12 protein-coding genes and 1 tRNA gene are annotated in these 14,381 nt (G+C 44.1%); 9 read left to right on the forward strand and 4 right to left on the reverse strand.

Annotation, left to right across the window (positions count from 1 at the left end):
- Positions 1-15 precede the first annotated feature (15 nt).
- A complete protein-coding gene (locus ACIDE9_RS06110; protein ID WP_411993502.1) occupies positions 16-684 on the forward strand; it encodes an HAD family hydrolase in 669 nt (222 codons plus the stop codon).
- Positions 685-694: 10 nt separating this feature from the next.
- Here ACIDE9_RS06110 and ACIDE9_RS06115 read toward each other — a convergent pair whose 3' ends face one another.
- Together ACIDE9_RS06115 and ACIDE9_RS06120 are read right to left on the reverse strand one after the other, a co-directional pair.
- The gene (locus ACIDE9_RS06115) at positions 695-1,789 is read right to left on the reverse strand and encodes a porin (RefSeq protein ID WP_411993504.1); all 1,095 of its coding nucleotides are present in this window, start codon (positions 1,787-1,789) and stop codon (positions 695-697) included.
- A 133-nt stretch (positions 1,790-1,922) separates the two neighbouring features.
- On the reverse strand, positions 1,923-2,756 hold the full coding sequence (locus ACIDE9_RS06120) for an inner membrane protein YpjD (RefSeq protein ID WP_194752894.1): 834 nt from the start codon (positions 2,754-2,756) through the stop codon (positions 1,923-1,925).
- Positions 2,757-2,897: 141 nt separating this feature from the next.
- On the opposite strand from ACIDE9_RS06120, the gene ffh reads away from it, so the two are divergent.
- The 3 genes from ffh (at position 2,898) to ACIDE9_RS06135 (ending at position 6,813) form a co-directional block, all read left to right on the forward strand.
- Positions 2,898-4,259: a signal recognition particle protein gene (ffh, locus tag ACIDE9_RS06125; protein ID WP_411993723.1), complete on the forward strand. Its 1,362-nt coding sequence runs from the start codon at positions 2,898-2,900 to the stop codon at positions 4,257-4,259.
- A 138-nt stretch (positions 4,260-4,397) separates the two neighbouring features.
- Positions 4,398-4,473: transfer RNA gene (locus ACIDE9_RS06130), tRNA-Lys, on the forward strand.
- A 501-nt stretch (positions 4,474-4,974) separates the two neighbouring features.
- Positions 4,975-6,813 (forward strand): DUF262 domain-containing protein, encoded by a 1,839-nt coding sequence (locus ACIDE9_RS06135; protein ID WP_411993507.1) that lies wholly within the window; start codon positions 4,975-4,977, stop codon positions 6,811-6,813.
- Positions 6,814-7,183: 370 nt separating this feature from the next.
- On the opposite strand, the gene ACIDE9_RS06140 is transcribed toward ACIDE9_RS06135, so the two are convergent.
- Positions 7,184-8,077: a hypothetical protein gene (locus tag ACIDE9_RS06140; protein WP_411993509.1), complete on the reverse strand. Its 894-nt coding sequence runs from the start codon at positions 8,075-8,077 to the stop codon at positions 7,184-7,186.
- Between the two features lie 336 nt (positions 8,078-8,413).
- Between ACIDE9_RS06140 and ACIDE9_RS06145 the strand changes: the two genes are divergently transcribed.
- The 4 genes from ACIDE9_RS06145 to ACIDE9_RS06160 all read left to right on the forward strand — a co-directional run bounded on the left by ACIDE9_RS06145 (position 8,414) and on the right by ACIDE9_RS06160 (position 12,201).
- Entirely contained in the window at positions 8,414-9,115 is a 702-nt protein-coding gene (locus ACIDE9_RS06145; protein WP_411993511.1) for a PEP-CTERM sorting domain-containing protein, read from the forward strand.
- Positions 9,116-9,538: 423 nt separating this feature from the next.
- On the forward strand, positions 9,539-10,228 hold the full coding sequence (locus ACIDE9_RS06150) for a PEP-CTERM sorting domain-containing protein (RefSeq protein ID WP_411993513.1): 690 nt from the start codon (positions 9,539-9,541) through the stop codon (positions 10,226-10,228).
- A gap of 388 nt (positions 10,229-10,616) precedes the next feature.
- On the forward strand, positions 10,617-11,618 hold the full coding sequence (locus tag ACIDE9_RS06155; RefSeq protein WP_411993515.1) for an alpha/beta fold hydrolase: 1,002 nt from the start codon (positions 10,617-10,619) through the stop codon (positions 11,616-11,618).
- A gap of 109 nt (positions 11,619-11,727) precedes the next feature.
- Entirely contained in the window at positions 11,728-12,201 is a 474-nt protein-coding gene (locus tag ACIDE9_RS06160; RefSeq protein WP_411993517.1) for a hypothetical protein, read from the forward strand.
- Between the two features lie 110 nt (positions 12,202-12,311).
- Here ACIDE9_RS06160 and ACIDE9_RS06165 read toward each other — a convergent pair whose 3' ends face one another.
- Complete coding sequence (locus ACIDE9_RS06165; RefSeq protein ID WP_411993519.1) at positions 12,312-12,707, reverse strand: YccF domain-containing protein; 396 nt, start codon at positions 12,705-12,707, stop codon at positions 12,312-12,314.
- Between the two features lie 295 nt (positions 12,708-13,002).
- Between ACIDE9_RS06165 and ACIDE9_RS06170 the strand changes: the two genes are divergently transcribed.
- Positions 13,003-14,163: a mechanosensitive ion channel protein MscS gene (locus ACIDE9_RS06170; protein WP_411993521.1), complete on the forward strand. Its 1,161-nt coding sequence runs from the start codon at positions 13,003-13,005 to the stop codon at positions 14,161-14,163.
- Positions 14,164-14,381 lie beyond the last annotated feature (218 nt).

Genomic DNA, 14,381 nt, shown 5'->3' on the forward strand with positions numbered 1-14,381 from the left:
AGAAACTTAAATTGTATGAAGCAAAACCTGGCGTTATTTGATTTGGACAACACCCTGCTGGCGGGGGATAGTGACTATAACTGGAGCGTATTCCTGATTGGCGAAGGCTTGCTTGATGCCGAGCAACACAAGGCGCGCAACGAGCAGTTTTATGAAGATTATAAAAACGGTAACCTGGATATTTATGCCTTCCTCAAGTTTCAGTTGCAACCGTTATCGCAGCACCCGAAAGCGTTTCTGGACGAACTGCATGCCAAATATATGGCCAATGTGATCCGGCCGATGATGACACAAAAGGCGCAAGACCTGGTCAACCAGCACAAAGCCAACGGTGATTTGTGCATGGTAATTACCGCGACTAACAGCTTTGTCACTAAGCCGATTGCCACCGCTTATGGCATTGAGCACCTGATTGGCACCGACCCGGAAATGGTCGATGGCCAATTTACTGGAGGGGTGAGTGGCACGCCTAGCTTCCAGCAAGGCAAAGTGACGCGCCTCAATGAATGGCTGGCCGAGCGCGGCCAAACCCTGGCAGATTTTGACACCAGTTATTTCTATAGCGATTCACATAACGATTTGCCATTGATGAAGCTGGTCACCAACCCGGTGGCAGTGGATGCTGATCCGACATTGACCGCGTATGCCAGCGAGCACGGTTGGCCATTGATCAGCTTGCGTTAAGCTTAGCAGTTTAAAAGCTGATGGTCAGGGCCGTCACGGCCATCAGGTTGTTGTCCACTTGCCGCGCGCTGTTTTTATCAAAAATGGCATCGCGGCTATTTAACTGGCGTAATTCGTTGCGCCACACCATGCGCGGGTTCAGGCGGTAATCCATATTGACTGAATAGCCGGTAGTCTGGAAGCCATGCTCAGTGCCTGTGCTGATAATCACGCCGTGTTTGTCCCGGTAGTGCTCCAACCGCGCGGCAAATCGCAGGCGGTCTGAGTAGCTGTAGCGCAGCACCATATTCGGGCTAAACCAGACGTTGTAACGATCACTGTCAGGCGCGGCTTGCTCGGCGCCGATATCAAATGCTGTGATCAATCCCCATTGCTCATTGAGCTGCCACTGCACATAAAAATTATGAAAGTAGCGCATCTGGCGCTGTGCGTCTGATTTGTCATTGCCAATAAACGAGCTGCTATTAATGGTGAGCTTGTCGCTGGGCTTGTAAGTGAGCTGGTGGCCGATGGCGGGCGTGGTGTTGCCATCAGGGCGGTGTATGCGTTGCCAGCCGGTGAGCAGCAGGCCACTGACCAGCCATTTGCCGTCTGGCGTGGTGTAACTCAGTTTGGCGCCGGTTTCAAAGTAGGGTGAGTTGTCCGCCATCAGGCTACGCGTCAGCGTCCAGTTATCAATGCCGATTGCACTCTCAAAACCAATATGCGATGGCATGACGCCAACATCCAGCCACAAATCATGTTCGCCGGAAAGCTTAAGGCCCAGGTTGGCTTCATAAATATTGCGTAAGCCATGCGGCTCGGCGGCATAGTTGGCGCGCATATAGCTGCCGCTGCCTAGCGCCAGATTGCCGCGCACGCGCTCAGTCGATAATGCTGCTTTTAACATGCCCAGGTTGATGCTGGGGCTGTCGGTGACGTTGTGGCTATAGACAAACCCAGGACGCCTGTCATTGGCCGGGTTGTTAAAGTCGTGGATCAGGTAGCTTTCAAGGTAAGCGCTAAGCTGCACCGGGCTACGGCTGGCAGGGGGTTGTACTTCGTCTGCCTGAGCAGTCAAGGCCAGGCAGAATAAAGGCGTAATCGATAAGAGCGAGGGTTTCATGCTGAGCATCCAAACAACAAGGTGTCAGCAGAATAAAGTGCCACACCTATCAATCACATAAACATAGCGCAATGTGTTGTATGTGATTGTGCCGGACAGCAAGGGGAAAGCCGGTTAATTCGCGTGGCTGCTGTTAACGGCCCAGCACCACGTGCAGCACAAAGCGGCTGCCGATATAGGCTAGCAGCAATAAAGCAAAGCCCAACAGTGTCCAACGTGTTGCCACTTTGCCGCGCCAGCCATATTTAAAGCGGCCAAACAGTAGCCAGGCGTAAATCAGCCATGAGGCAATGGAGAAGATGGTTTTATGGTTGAACTGCAATGGCTTGCCAAAAATCTCTTCACTAAACAGCATGCCGCTAATCAGCGTAATGGTCAGCAACACAAAGCCAACATGCAACACTTTAAATAGCAAGGCATCCAGCACCATCAGCGGCGGGAAATCAGGCAGGGCCAGCCAGCTGTTCTTTTTGTGCAGCGCACGCTCGGCCATGCGCATCAGGCACGCGTGCAAGGCAGCAAAGGTAAACAGGCTATACGCCACCATGGCAATTAAAATGTGCAGGTTAAACAGGGTGAAGCCGTGCGTGTCTACATAATAGTCTTTCACTGCAAACCCTGGCATCAGCACAAATAAGGCCGCAGGCGGCAACACAAACGCTTGTAGGCTGCGTAGCGAGTGTTTTAAATCGGCCAGCCAGTAGATGAGCACCGTCAGCCATAAAATAGCCGAGAGCGCATAATACACGCCAAGGTTCAGCGAGCCGATAGCAAAAATATCGCGATACAACAACCCGCCATGCATCACCAAACCCAACGCCACCATGGCGCTGTGTAACTGAAACGGGAAGGCATGTTCGTTGATTGCTTTGTCCTGTTTGGCGATGCGCCAGTAATCCAGCGCCACGGCCATATAAACAAAAGCCACAATCAGATAAGGAAGCAGGTGTTGAGTCATGCCTGGCATTATGGCAAAACTCGCTGCATTCGACCAGCGTGCTAACGGTTAGCCGCATCACGTTAGCCAATAGTTTATTTTTGGCTTGGGCTGGCATGAGGTAAAATCGTACGCATTGCATATTCATGAATTGTGAAAGAAAGGCATTCCATGCTGGAAAACCTGACCGGCCGCTTACAGGGCGTGATTAAAAACCTGCGCGGCCAAGCACGTCTGACCGAAGAAAATATTGCCGATGCCATGCGCGAAGTACGGATGGCTTTGCTGGAGGCTGATGTTGCGCTGCCAGTTGTTAAAGACTTTATTGCCCGCGTGAAAGAGCGCGCCAATGGCCGTGATGTATTGCAGAGCTTAACGCCCGGCCAGGCCGTCATTGAAGTCGTGAACGAAGAGCTCACTGCGCTCATGGGCAAGGCCAACGAAGGCCTCAACCTGGCGGCCGTGCCGCCGGTGGTGATTTTAATGGCAGGTTTGCAAGGGGCTGGTAAAACGACCACCTCAGGCAAGCTGGCCAAATTGCTCAAAGAGCAAAAGAAAAAAGTATTGCTCGCCAGTGCTGACGTTTACCGTCCGGCGGCCATCACACAGCTACAAACCTTGGCCAAGCAATTGGAGATTGACTGCTTTGACAGCAATCCGCAGCAAAAGCCGTTAGACATAGCCGCCCAGGTCATGGAGCAAGCCAGAAAGAGTTACTACGATGTGGTGATTTTCGATACGGCGGGCCGATTGGCGATTGATGAAGCCATGATGGCCGAAATCAAAGACCTGCATGCCTACCTCAAGCCGACCGAAACCCTGTTCGTAGTCGACGCCATGCAAGGCCAGGATGCCGTCAATACGGCTAAAGCCTTTGGCGAGACCTTGCCACTCACTGGCGTCATCGTCACCAAGCTGGACGGTGATGCGCGTGGCGGTGCCGCACTCTCTGTGCGCCACGTCACTGGCAAGCCAATCAAGTTTATCGGTGTCAGCGAAAAAGTCGATGGCCTGGAACCTTTCCATCCCGACCGCATGGCTGGCCGTATTCTCGGCATGGGTGATGTATTAAGCCTGATTGAAGAAGCGCATAAAAAGGTCGACATGGCCGAAGCGCAAAAAGTCGCCGATAAGATTAAGTCCGGCGCCAAGTTCGACCTCGAAGACTTTAAAGCGCAAATGATGCAAATGCAAAAGATGGGCGGCATGGCCTCACTCATGGACAAAATGCCTGCGCAAATCTCTGGCATGGCGCAAAAAATCAATACTGACGACGTCGATAAATCGCTGCGCCGCCTGGAAGGCATTATTAATAGCATGACGCCAGAAGAGCGCCGCAAACCCGAGTTGATCAAAGCCACCCGTAAAAAACGTATCGCGGCTGGTAGCGGCGTGCAAGTGCAAGAAGTAAATCGCCTGCTCAACCAGTTTGAAGAAACCCAAAAGATGATGAAGATGTTCAGCAAAGGCGGCATGGCCAAAATGATGCGCGGGATGGGCAGCATGATGGGCGGTAAATTCCCCGGAATGTAAAGCGAAAAATGGGGATGAATAAAAAAATAAACTTTTTATACAAAAAAAGCAAAAACAGCATTGACCAAATTTAATTCATCCCCCATAATCGCGTTCTTTCAAATTTGACGCAAAACAAGCGGCAGACAAGAAACAGATGGGGTGTTAGCTCAGCTGGTAGAGCAGCGGACTTTTAATCCGTTTGTCGTGGGTTCGATCCCCGCACACCCTACCAAAATATAAAAGACGGCTTGCAGAAATGTGAGCCGTTTTTCTTTTCTTAATGCCAATCGGTGTTTCAGATTTCAGTTTTTCAGCATTTCGTTATTTTGGCGGCTTTCAGGTTATCCATCCCCGAGCCGACCCCGAAACTCAACCACTCGCAGTTTTAAACACTGACCATAGTCGCACGTCTTGATCCATAGGTAGGCAATCACAGGCTGATTGATACGACGGAATCCCTGTAGCAATCGTTGGCCGTTATGTTGGCTTAATGTGTAACTTAGAATTTATCCAGGCGAGAGTGACTTGGTATTGATAGCTATAATTGCTTAGATTAATATTTGAGGGATGTTTACTTCACGCCGCAATTAGGTTGCGTAGAAAATCTGCAAAGACTTTCTTTAATAGCTGCTTTACTGAAAGTTAAGCTTTCTATGGTAATCAAAATCCGTTTTCTGATTAAACATATCAAAGAGTTAGTAAGCCAACAACAATTTATAAGAAATGGGTAAATATGGATGTTCAACCAGATACGCAGAATATAGATAAGCTATTTTCTAACAGGACCTATTATATTGATTTCTATCAGAGACAATATAAATGGACAAGTGAGCCAGTAAAGCAATTACTTGACGATACACTCTATAAATTTAATGAGGAGTACAACAAGTACAAAAATATAAGCCTGCCTTTGGATCAGGTTATTAATAAATACTCGTGGTATTACATTAATACCTATGTCACCAATTTGGTTAATGGCAAGTTATATGTAGTCGATGGGCAGCAACGTTTAACAACGTTAACTTTAATTCTTATTAAATTGAAACATCTTGCGAAGAAATTCAATTCAGAGCTTGAAGGCTGGGTTGGGCAAAAAATTGTAGGGCTATCAGGTTACAAAACGGATTTCTGGATGAATCACGAAATGCATAAAAGTGCCATGCAGGATTTATTTGTTGGAAAGGATACTGAGCAAATAAATACCGATAGCGGCCTTACTGCATTCAATATGGTAAAAAATTATTCGACACTTTCAACGCGCCTTGATGGTGAGTTTAAAGACCTACATAAATTAGAAAGTTTCATTTTTTATTTTATGCATCGACTCGTTCTGATTAATTTGAACGTAGAGCAAACAGATGTGCCTATGGTGTTTGAAGTGATTAATGATAGAGGGGTTAAATTAAAACCTTACGAAATATTGAAGGGGAAGTTGTTAGGACAAGTTTCTAAAGAGGAATTGGATGGCCTCAATCTTAATGAACTCTGGGAAGAAAAGGTTTCGAAGATCAATGCCTTCAATGAAGATGAAATTGATGAGTTTTTCACCTATTTTTTAAGGGCAAAATTTGCGGACTCTATTGGAGAGGGGCGTAGATATGATAAGGATTACCATCGTGTGATTTTTTCAGAAAATAAATTACAGCTTGATCATAACCCGGAGCAGGTAAAAAAGTTTCTACAAAACGATTTCAAATATTACACAGATCTTTATACAAAAGTTTTAGGTCATTATAACGACAGCACTTTGAACAATGCTTCAGCTCACGTCTATTACAATAGCTTGACTGAAATGGATATGCAGTTTCTATTGATTCTTTCTTCATGTGAACTTAATGATGCACAAGAAGATGCCAAAATTCAGACTATTGCCTATGAAGTCGATAGATTGTTTTGTTTACTTCAGTTACAGCGTAGTTACGGTAGTAATGCATTCGCGGTTGCAATTTACAAGCTTAGTGCTGCAATACGTGGCAAAGATATTTCAGCAATTCGTCCGGCATTTGATAGTACTTTACTTGAGCTTCTTACTGAGGCTAGAGGAGTCCCAGCAACTGCGCCATTATCATCTGGCTTCTTTAAGGAAACTGGTATTGAATTGGATAAACGGTTTAAACGTTATTTCTTTGCCAGAATTGAAAAGTTTATTGCAGACAATACGAATCTAAAAATGAAACATTCACTTTACGATCTTGTTCAAAATACAGGTACAGTAAACGGCTTTCACATTGAACATATACTTGCAGATAATGATGAGAATTTAAAGCTATTTAATGATGATGAAGAGAAATTCAAAAGTGAAAGAAATCGGCTGGGTGGATTGCTTTTGCTTAAGGGGAAAGACAATATTTCTAGTAATAACGAAAGTTACAAAAAAAAGCTCCAATCTTATGCGAATACACTTTATTGGAATGAAACTCTCAGAGAAGATAGTTATAAATCCAAATTAGACTTTTCTAACATGATTGAAAAATACAAACTTAACTTTAGAGCAATGAATGAGTTTGGCCAAAATGAGTTAGATGAGCGGCACGAGTTGCTTTATGAAATGGTGTTGCACATCTGGAAGTAATTTCCAGATAGAAATACTAACGCGGCTTGCAGGGATGTGAGCCGTTTTTCTTTTCTCAATGCCTGATGGCGACTCAGAATTTCGGCGTTTCAGGATTTCTAGCCAGTTGACCTGTCAGTCAATCTCAGAAACTCACACACTAGCTGATGAAAAGCTAGCTCACAGACGCACGTCTTGAGTCATAGCCATGCAATCAGGGGCAGACTATTCGGACGGTGATCCCGCGTGAGATCGTTGGCCGTTATGTTGGCTTGGCGTGGGAGGTTCGATTCTCTAAAGTGTGTTGCAAAGAGATTATTAGAAAATAATCCAATTTAATTTTTGGTATTTCATGCAAATGCAAAATACCTAGATTCAATAAGCCTCAAATTTATGATTTATATAAAATATAAATTTTATTTTGCCCCCATTGATCCAGATAAATATTACTTAAAAATTTAGGCCCTTTAAAGTTTTTTAGCCACTCTTCAAAGAATGTAGAAACCCCTATAGCTTCGATAGTTGTTATCCATCCATCAATATCAGGCATTCCAGCAGAAATTAATAGTTCATTTCCAGCGTTTTTCTCGATGTCTTTTGCTTCGATTGTTTTATTTAGCAAATTGATAAAGTCCACTTTCAAATATTGTTTAATTGAATGTCCAATTTCGAAACCTGCTCTTTTTCCTAATTCAGTTTTGGGTTCGATTGAACCTAAGTGAGTAACTGTCCATGTAATAAGCTTATTTCCAACTGAGTCTGTTTCTGAAAGGGGGTAAGGAATATCATTGTCTGTCATTCTTTTTGAAAATTCGAATGGCTTATCGGCGAGCTTGTTTAGTGAGGCTATCAATTCTTGCAAAATATTTTCACCAATGACCGCAGGTCTATTTACGTGATTTGAAAACTCAATATCAATCTCAATTCCTTCTAGCTTTTTAAGTTTACCATGTGAGTATTTATCTAATAAGCGCTCTTGAATTTTGGCAAAAAACTTAACTTCTTGTCTGAGGTCTCTAAAAATGAGCATAGTCAACTCTAGGCCAATTTTTTTGCCACTGCGATTTATGTAAAAGTCTGGTGGATCACTCTTTGCGCGAATTGGCGCAGTGAAGGAGAGTTCTGGGAGTTGTGTATCAAGTAGTTCTTTGAAGTGTTTTAGATGCGAATACTCCATTGCATTTTTGTTTGCAAACTTTGGATATTTTATCGAGGTATTACTAGTCGAGACAAAATCTACATTGCCATCTTCATCTTCGCCGATAAGTAGTGGAGGTAGGAACATAGGATATTTTGAATCCATTGAGAAGAGTATGTTTATAAATATCAATGCTACAGCAACTTGAGGATCTGTATCAAATTTGATTTTATTGTTTAATCTCTACTCTTAAAATGTACGTTCCATTCGCATTATCTGCAAGCAGATAAATTACACGATGCATTGCACAGACGCTGGTTTGTCCAGGCAAGAGTGTCTGAGCCTGATAAGAAAAATCTCAACATTGGGCCGGGCTTTAATCATCTAGATCCTCGAGTTGAAGAAAAAGCTCGGCTTGCTGTGATCACGCTGAATCAGTTCTTCGATGAGTATACTTAACTAACTTTTATGTAGAGGCTAAAAATGAAAATGCAAAGGTTTAGGAAATTCATAAATATTGTCCTAAAGTTTTTAGGACCTGTAGCAATATTATTTGCAAATCCTGCTTATGCAGACTTTTTAGGAAATACTACTAATCCTCCTAGTTTCGAGGATTTTGCAAAATGGGGTGGTGAAGTTTATGTTCGGAGTGCAGAAGTCGATCCGGAGCATTCGGATCAATGGGGTTATTTTTACGGTTTTGAACAGACTATCGTGCTTCCTGTAATAGCTGCTAAATTGGAATCCATTACACTTTATGATCTTTATGATCAATCTGGTCCTGAGTTTGTTACATTTACAATAAATGGTACGATATTTAACGTAACTAATACATTACCTTATGGTGCAGATATAACGCCAATTGTTTACGATTTGAAAGGTATTGCTGTTGAAAAATCTTTCACTTTAAAATTCAGTGCTGTCCCTGGTTATGGAAGTTCAGCCGAAGGTAAACTTCTTTTAAGTTCTGAGACTGGGGACTTCTTACCGATAGTCAGAAATGAAGTTACAATTAACTTCATTGACCCAACCTTATCTCGATATTTTTCATATAAAGATAAACCTTTACTGTTTGGACTTTACTATTCTCCTTTAACGGTACCAGAGCCGGAAAGTTTGGTAATGTTGATGGCAGGTTTAGGTCTGGTAGTTTTGATAAAAAGACGTAAAAAAATTAATGAATAATAAGTTTGTCGTGGGTTCAATCCCCGCACATCCTACCAAAATATAAAAGACGGCTCGCAGAAATGTGAGCCGTTTCTCTGTTCTCGATACTGAACAGCGTTTCAGTTTTTCAGCATCTCGCGATTTTTGCGGTTTTTAAGTTTAATCTCTCAAGCCATCTCTGGAGTTCACCCGCTTGCAGCCAAGAGCCCGGCGCATAGTCATAGATCTCGTGCCATAGCCAAACGATCAGTTCCGGGTCTTCTTTAGTTTCTCAGTTGGGGCGTGTTCAAGTTTTCACTGCTGATGAAATTATTTCCATAAATTTAATTGATGTGGAATACAATTGAGAATCAGTTGTGCCCAATCATCAATGTAATATTGTTAAAACTGCATTAATAGTTCTCAGCTAGTCTATTTAAATAATTATTTGAGGAGAGGATGATGAAGTGGATATTGGTTCTTGCTATGTTGTTGTCAGCGCAAGTAGGGCATGCTGACAGTGTGGTTTATCAATCAGCACCTTATGGTTCGACTCAAGCTTTTGGTGCAGTGTGTTCCAGCGCTAGTTGTTTAGATCCAACCCAATGGGATGATCCTTCACAGTATATTGGAGAAACATTTTCACTCACTTCAGCCGCCACTATAAAGACGATTGATTTTTACAAAGGGCTGTTTTATACGGATCCTATCTCTGAGCCTGTAGATATTCCATCTGATATTACGGTTGCTTTTTATGATGCTTCATCCTATAGCCTAGTCTATTCACAGACCTTTAATACCAGTGAGTACACGCAGACAGAGCGTTTCTTGGGGCCGGGCACAGGTCAAAATTATAATATTCATGCCGCTTTTACACCTTTTGACTTGGGTGCAGGTGATTATATTGTGTACTACTTTGGCGATCATTTGGGACTGCCTCTTTATGCTGGATACGGAGATTCTGTGGTGGTCGTTTCACCTGCGCAAGGGGGCTATACTTTCGACAATCCTTACTATGCATTCGGCGCTACGGCAGTAAAACTCACCGGCAGTTTTTTAACAACGGTGCCTGAGCCTGAGTCTTTTGCCTTGATGTTAACCGGGTTCGGTTTAATTGCATTTGCGCAAAAAAGGAAAAAGAAAGCTTTGTAAATCGGTTGCAAGGTTCGGCTCCGACCTTACCGAAATATAAAAGACGGCTTGCAGAAATGTGAGCCGTTTTTCTTTTCTCTATGCCATTCATCAAATCGGGTGCTTTACTCGCCTGAGGTTCTAAACTCCCTCCCCCGCATCGCACGCCCTGAGTCATCCTTAGCCAATCAGGACTGGCTGATGCGAGTCCCGGTCGCAATCCTTGGCCAGGATGTTGGCTTGGTGTGGAAGGCTGGAAGATTATTGCTGCAATCGAAATAATCAATTGCGCTCAGCGCCAATTCTCAACAAATGATCAATCAGTTAAATTTAAGTCACTCCGCAAGTTGACGGATCAGACGAGATCGATGACTTGATTCACTTTTAATATTTAATAAAGGACTGACTGATGATGAGAAACGCGACTGTTAGATTGATGGTAAATATTCCAATTCTGTTGGGTGCAGTAGTTTCGGTATTCGCACTCACCCCCTTGGAGGTTTTAGCTACGCCACCCGTTTCAAGCACAAGCATCCAGAGTGAAACGGCGGCGTCGTATCGCACGGTGACCATTGATGGTGTGAAGATTTTTTACAGGGAGGCTGGACCTAAAAACGCGCCAACGGTGTTACTGCTGCACGGTTTTCCAACGTCGTCACATATGTTTAGAAACCTGATACCAAAACTTGCTGATCGCTACCATGTGATTGCCCCTGACTACCCTGGCTATGGACAGAGTGATCAGCCGGCCATGGATAAATTTACCTATAGCTTCGACAATTTGGCGGCAGTGGTTGATAAATTCACAACACAAATCGGATTAACAAAATATGCGATGTATGTGCAGGACTATGGCGCACCGATTGGCTATCGTTTAGCTTCTGCGCATCCAGAAAAGATTAGTGCAATCGTTGTGCAGAATGGCAATGCGTATGTTGAAGGTATAGACAATCCATTTTGGGATCCCGTTAAAGCATTCTGGAAAGATAAATCTGAAGCTAATGCGGCAAAAGTACGGCCGGTCCTGGAATTGAATGCCACCAAATGGCAATATACTGAAGGTTTCCGTGACCCTGTGGCGCATGTGAGCCCAGATACATGGATGCTTGATCAGGCCTATCTGGATCGTCCCGGGAATAAGGATATCCAGGTGGAGTTGTTTTACAGCTATGGTACCAATCCGCCACTGTATCCAAAATGGCAAGAGTACTTCCGTAAGCACCAGCCACCTATGTTGATCGTTTGGGGTAAAAACGACAAAATATTCCCTGGTGAAGGCGCTACACCGTATTTGCGCGATCTGCCAAAAGCTGAGCTGCACTTGCTGGATACAGGGCACTTTGCACTAGAGGAGGATGGCGACCTGATTGCGAAGTTGATGCATGATTTCTTGGATCGTAAAGTTAAATAGCAATGACAGAGCTGACCATATATTTAAGCAAGATGTGGTGAGCTCTTTTAGAGGTATGAAATATCAGTATTCACGGCTCGATGATTGATCAACAATTTGGGAGGGTGTCATGACTACAGTTTCAAATACTTTTGTGCTTGTTCACGTTGTATTAAGTTTGGTTGGAATTATTTCAGGCTTGATCATGGCCGGTGGATTGATGTCGGGCCATTATTACAATCGCTGGATAAACGCTTTTATGTTTACAACTATTCTTACCAACGTGACTGGGTTTGGCTTTCCATTTACAACGATTCTGCCAGCCCACATTATTGGTGCAATTTCATTAGCCGTTTTAGTGGTTGCAAGTATTGCCCTTTATCTGAAGGGGCTTAGTGGTGGTTGGCGAAAGGTTTTTGTAGTGACCAGCATTCTGGCCTTGTACTTAAATGTATTCGTGCTGATTGCACAGCTTTTAGCCAAAACACCTCCTTTAGCAATACTTGCACCCACGCCCGCTGCGCCAGCTTTTGCTGCAGCGCAAACAATTGCATTTGTGATCTTCGTCATTCTGGGGTGGGGTTCATTTAATAGAAGTAAATAGGGTTGCGTTTTTGTCCAGGCAGGAGCACCAGCGTTGAGACTAGATTCGAATGTCAAGCCGCACAGCAAATAGCTCCCCCCTGGATTAGTTGATCTCGCTACCTCGACAATTTATTTGGTCACTATTGTTTTTCCAATTGGTGCAAGCGCAAGCACTGCAAGCTTGAGGTGTTGAATGCCAAAAGGAATGCCGATAATTGTGATGAAGCATGCCAGTGCAGAAACAATATGACCGATTGCTAGCCATGCACCAGCAAAGATAAACCAAATGATGTTTCCAAGCAGTCCCAGTAATCCGGTACCAATATCGTCTTTCTGATTTAAATCTTTACGACTTATTGCTTCACGACCAAATGGGAGGAAGGTAAATTGACCAATGACAAAACAGGCCTTTCCCCAAGGGATACCGATGATTGTGACGAAGGCCAAGATGCCGAAAAGCCACCAGGCCAAGCCCATTAAAAAACCACCGAAAATAAACCAAAGTAAATTTCCAATTGCACGCATTGTTACCATCCCTTGTTGTTTGAGTTTAGTCTAAATACACATCGTATATTCAAAGCTTACCCACTCGTAAGCATAAGTTCAAATTAGAAGATATACATCACTTGGTAGTTGCTCCAACCTTTATTGCGCTTTGGCGTGCTCATTATGATTAAGCAGAAAACATACCTTAGTTCATACGTTTGACGAATGTGTTTATGTATGAAAATAAACGGTCACGCTATTTGGCGGTGACTATGCAATATTGATAAGGGCTCATGATTGAGCACAAATAATTTGTCGATCAAAAGGGGTATCTATGTTTTCAACTTCAACACGTTCTGCGTTGGTGATGACTGTTGTGGCGATGTTACTGATTCCGTTAGTAGCATCCTGGTTCGCTTATCCAGACACGCATCTACCGCCCGGGTTTGGCGTTTTTCCACCACAGTTTGTAGCCGAGCCGCCTGGGTTTAATCTGATTGTTTTTATTGGGGTTGCGCTGCTCGAAGCCGCGTTTGCTGTTTTTTTAATATTTCCGCAATGGTTTGGCTTTAAGCCGCCAGCGCCATCCCCGCGGCCTGCACCACTTGCATTGCCTTGGTGGTTTTGGGTGGGGGCGGTTGTCACATTGTTTTTCTGGTGGTTGATGTGGACGCGCATCACACCGTTTGGTGATTTGGTGTATTACGCCTTTACGCCGATGTGGTGGGGATTCATTTTTGTGTTGGATGGTCTGGCATACCGCTATTCTGGAGGCTATTCACTGTTTGCGAGTCGTCCTAAAACATTTCTGATTAGTGCGGTTGTCTCAATTGGTGGCTGGTATTTCTTTGAATATTTCGATTATTTTGCCTTGGGTAACTGGTATTACCCTAATACAGACATCCCAGGTTTAAGCCATACCACGGTTGTGTGGATTTTTATTTTTGCTTACTCCACCGTGTGGCCGGCCATTTTTGAGTGGTATACCTTGCTCAATGCTTTTCCAAAGATTGCAGGGCGATATGCCCAAGGCCCTAAGCTGGCTCTCCCGGCAAAGCCAATGTTATACCTGAGCTTTGTGTTGTTTGCTGCCGTGCCGTTCTGGCCTTATCCTTTGTTCTGGGCGATGTGGATCGCGCCACTGATAGGTATCGCAGGCATCTTGATGATGCGTGGCATCTGGACACCTTTTACCGATGTCGCGAATGGCAACTGGAGCCCAGTGTTACTGATGGCACTCAGCTCATTGTTTAACGGATTTTTCTGGGAGATTTGGAACTATGGCAGCGCGCATCCGGCAGTACCTGTCACCAACCCGAATTACTGGGTCTACGATATCCCTTATGTGAATGTGATTCATATTAATGTTGAAATGCCATTATTGGGCTTTGCAGGTTATTTGCCCTTTGGTGTGCTGGTGTGGGTGGTGTTTCTCTGGGCGGGTAAGGTGTTTGGTTTTAATACCGATATTCTGCCTAGCGGTAAAGGCCATTGATGGTGTGTGTTATCTGGTGGAGAAGGCTAAACACATGATTCATTTGTCGTGGGTTTGATCTCCGCCACATTGCCAACATACAAAAAAACGGCTTGCAGACATGCGAGCCGTTTTTCTTTTCTCCATGCCGAGGTTAAGTGGTTGTTTGGATTGGTCTGGCCCAAACAGGCTAACGACATGATAATACTTTTACACTAGAATGATTATCGTATGTACTA

It is taken from the genome of Methylophilus sp. 'Pure River', assembly GCF_046765995.1.
Classification (GTDB): Bacteria; Pseudomonadota; Gammaproteobacteria; order Burkholderiales; family Methylophilaceae; genus Methylophilus.

Bases quoted from the DNA above. Each gene is read 5' to 3' on its own strand.
- ACIDE9_RS06160 (WP_411993517.1), top strand. From the start codon at position 11,728: ATGACTACAGTTTCAAATACTTTTGTGCTTGTTCACGTTGTATTAAGT.
- ACIDE9_RS06165 (WP_411993519.1), bottom strand. From the start codon at position 12,707: ATGCGTGCAATTGGAAATTTACTTTGGTTTATTTTCGGTGGTTTTTTA.
- ACIDE9_RS06145 (WP_411993511.1), top strand. From the start codon at position 8,414: ATGAAAATGCAAAGGTTTAGGAAATTCATAAATATTGTCCTAAAGTTT.
- ACIDE9_RS06110 (WP_411993502.1), top strand. From the start codon at position 16: ATGAAGCAAAACCTGGCGTTATTTGATTTGGACAACACCCTGCTGGCG.
- ACIDE9_RS06140 (WP_411993509.1), bottom strand. From the start codon at position 8,077: ATGTTCCTACCTCCACTACTTATCGGCGAAGATGAAGATGGCAATGTA.
- ACIDE9_RS06150 (WP_411993513.1), top strand. From the start codon at position 9,539: ATGAAGTGGATATTGGTTCTTGCTATGTTGTTGTCAGCGCAAGTAGGG.
- ACIDE9_RS06115 (WP_411993504.1), bottom strand. From the start codon at position 1,789: ATGAAACCCTCGCTCTTATCGATTACGCCTTTATTCTGCCTGGCCTTG.
- ffh (WP_411993723.1), top strand. From the start codon at position 2,898: ATGCTGGAAAACCTGACCGGCCGCTTACAGGGCGTGATTAAAAACCTG.
- ACIDE9_RS06155 (WP_411993515.1), top strand. From the start codon at position 10,617: ATGATGAGAAACGCGACTGTTAGATTGATGGTAAATATTCCAATTCTG.
- ACIDE9_RS06170 (WP_411993521.1), top strand. From the start codon at position 13,003: ATGTTTTCAACTTCAACACGTTCTGCGTTGGTGATGACTGTTGTGGCG.
- ACIDE9_RS06120 (WP_194752894.1), bottom strand. From the start codon at position 2,756: ATGCCAGGCATGACTCAACACCTGCTTCCTTATCTGATTGTGGCTTTT.
- ACIDE9_RS06135 (WP_411993507.1), top strand. From the start codon at position 4,975: ATGGATGTTCAACCAGATACGCAGAATATAGATAAGCTATTTTCTAAC.